Source organism: Saccharothrix sp. ST-888 (assembly GCF_000955975.1).
Lineage (GTDB): Bacteria > Actinomycetota > Actinomycetes > Streptomycetales > Streptomycetaceae > Kitasatospora.
Window position 1 is genome coordinate 1 of record NZ_JYJF01000591.1, and the last position, 353, is coordinate 353.

1 protein-coding gene is annotated in these 353 nt (G+C 72.0%); it reads right to left on the minus strand.

Annotated elements, in window-relative coordinates; translation table 11 throughout:
* Positions 1-98 precede the first annotated feature (98 nt).
* Positions 99-353, minus strand: a 255-nt coding sequence (locus UK12_RS44010) for a hypothetical protein (RefSeq protein ID WP_231591505.1), incomplete at its 5' end; no start/stop codon positions are given.

Genomic DNA, 353 nt, shown 5'->3' on the forward strand with positions numbered 1-353 from the left:
GTGCAGTACCTGGCCGCCGACGGCACGGTCGAGCAGACCATGCGGCAGCCGATCGCCGACACCGATCCGGCGCGCGACCTCGACGAACTGGCGGGTCGTCAACTCGCCGAGCACTCCGGCGAGCTGACCGGACTCGACCTTCCCGACCAGAACGGCCGGGGCAGCTGGATCACGGGGGCTTCCGCGCCCTGCAGCGAGCCGGCGGCCAGGAGGTAGTAGGGGGCGGCGCACGCGTTGCCGCCGTAGGGGACCAGGGGAAGGACGCCCACCCGCCAGGGGTCCCGGCCGTTCAGGTCGGGAAGGTCGAATCCGGTCAGCTCGCCGGAGTGCTCGGCGAGTTGACGAACCGACAG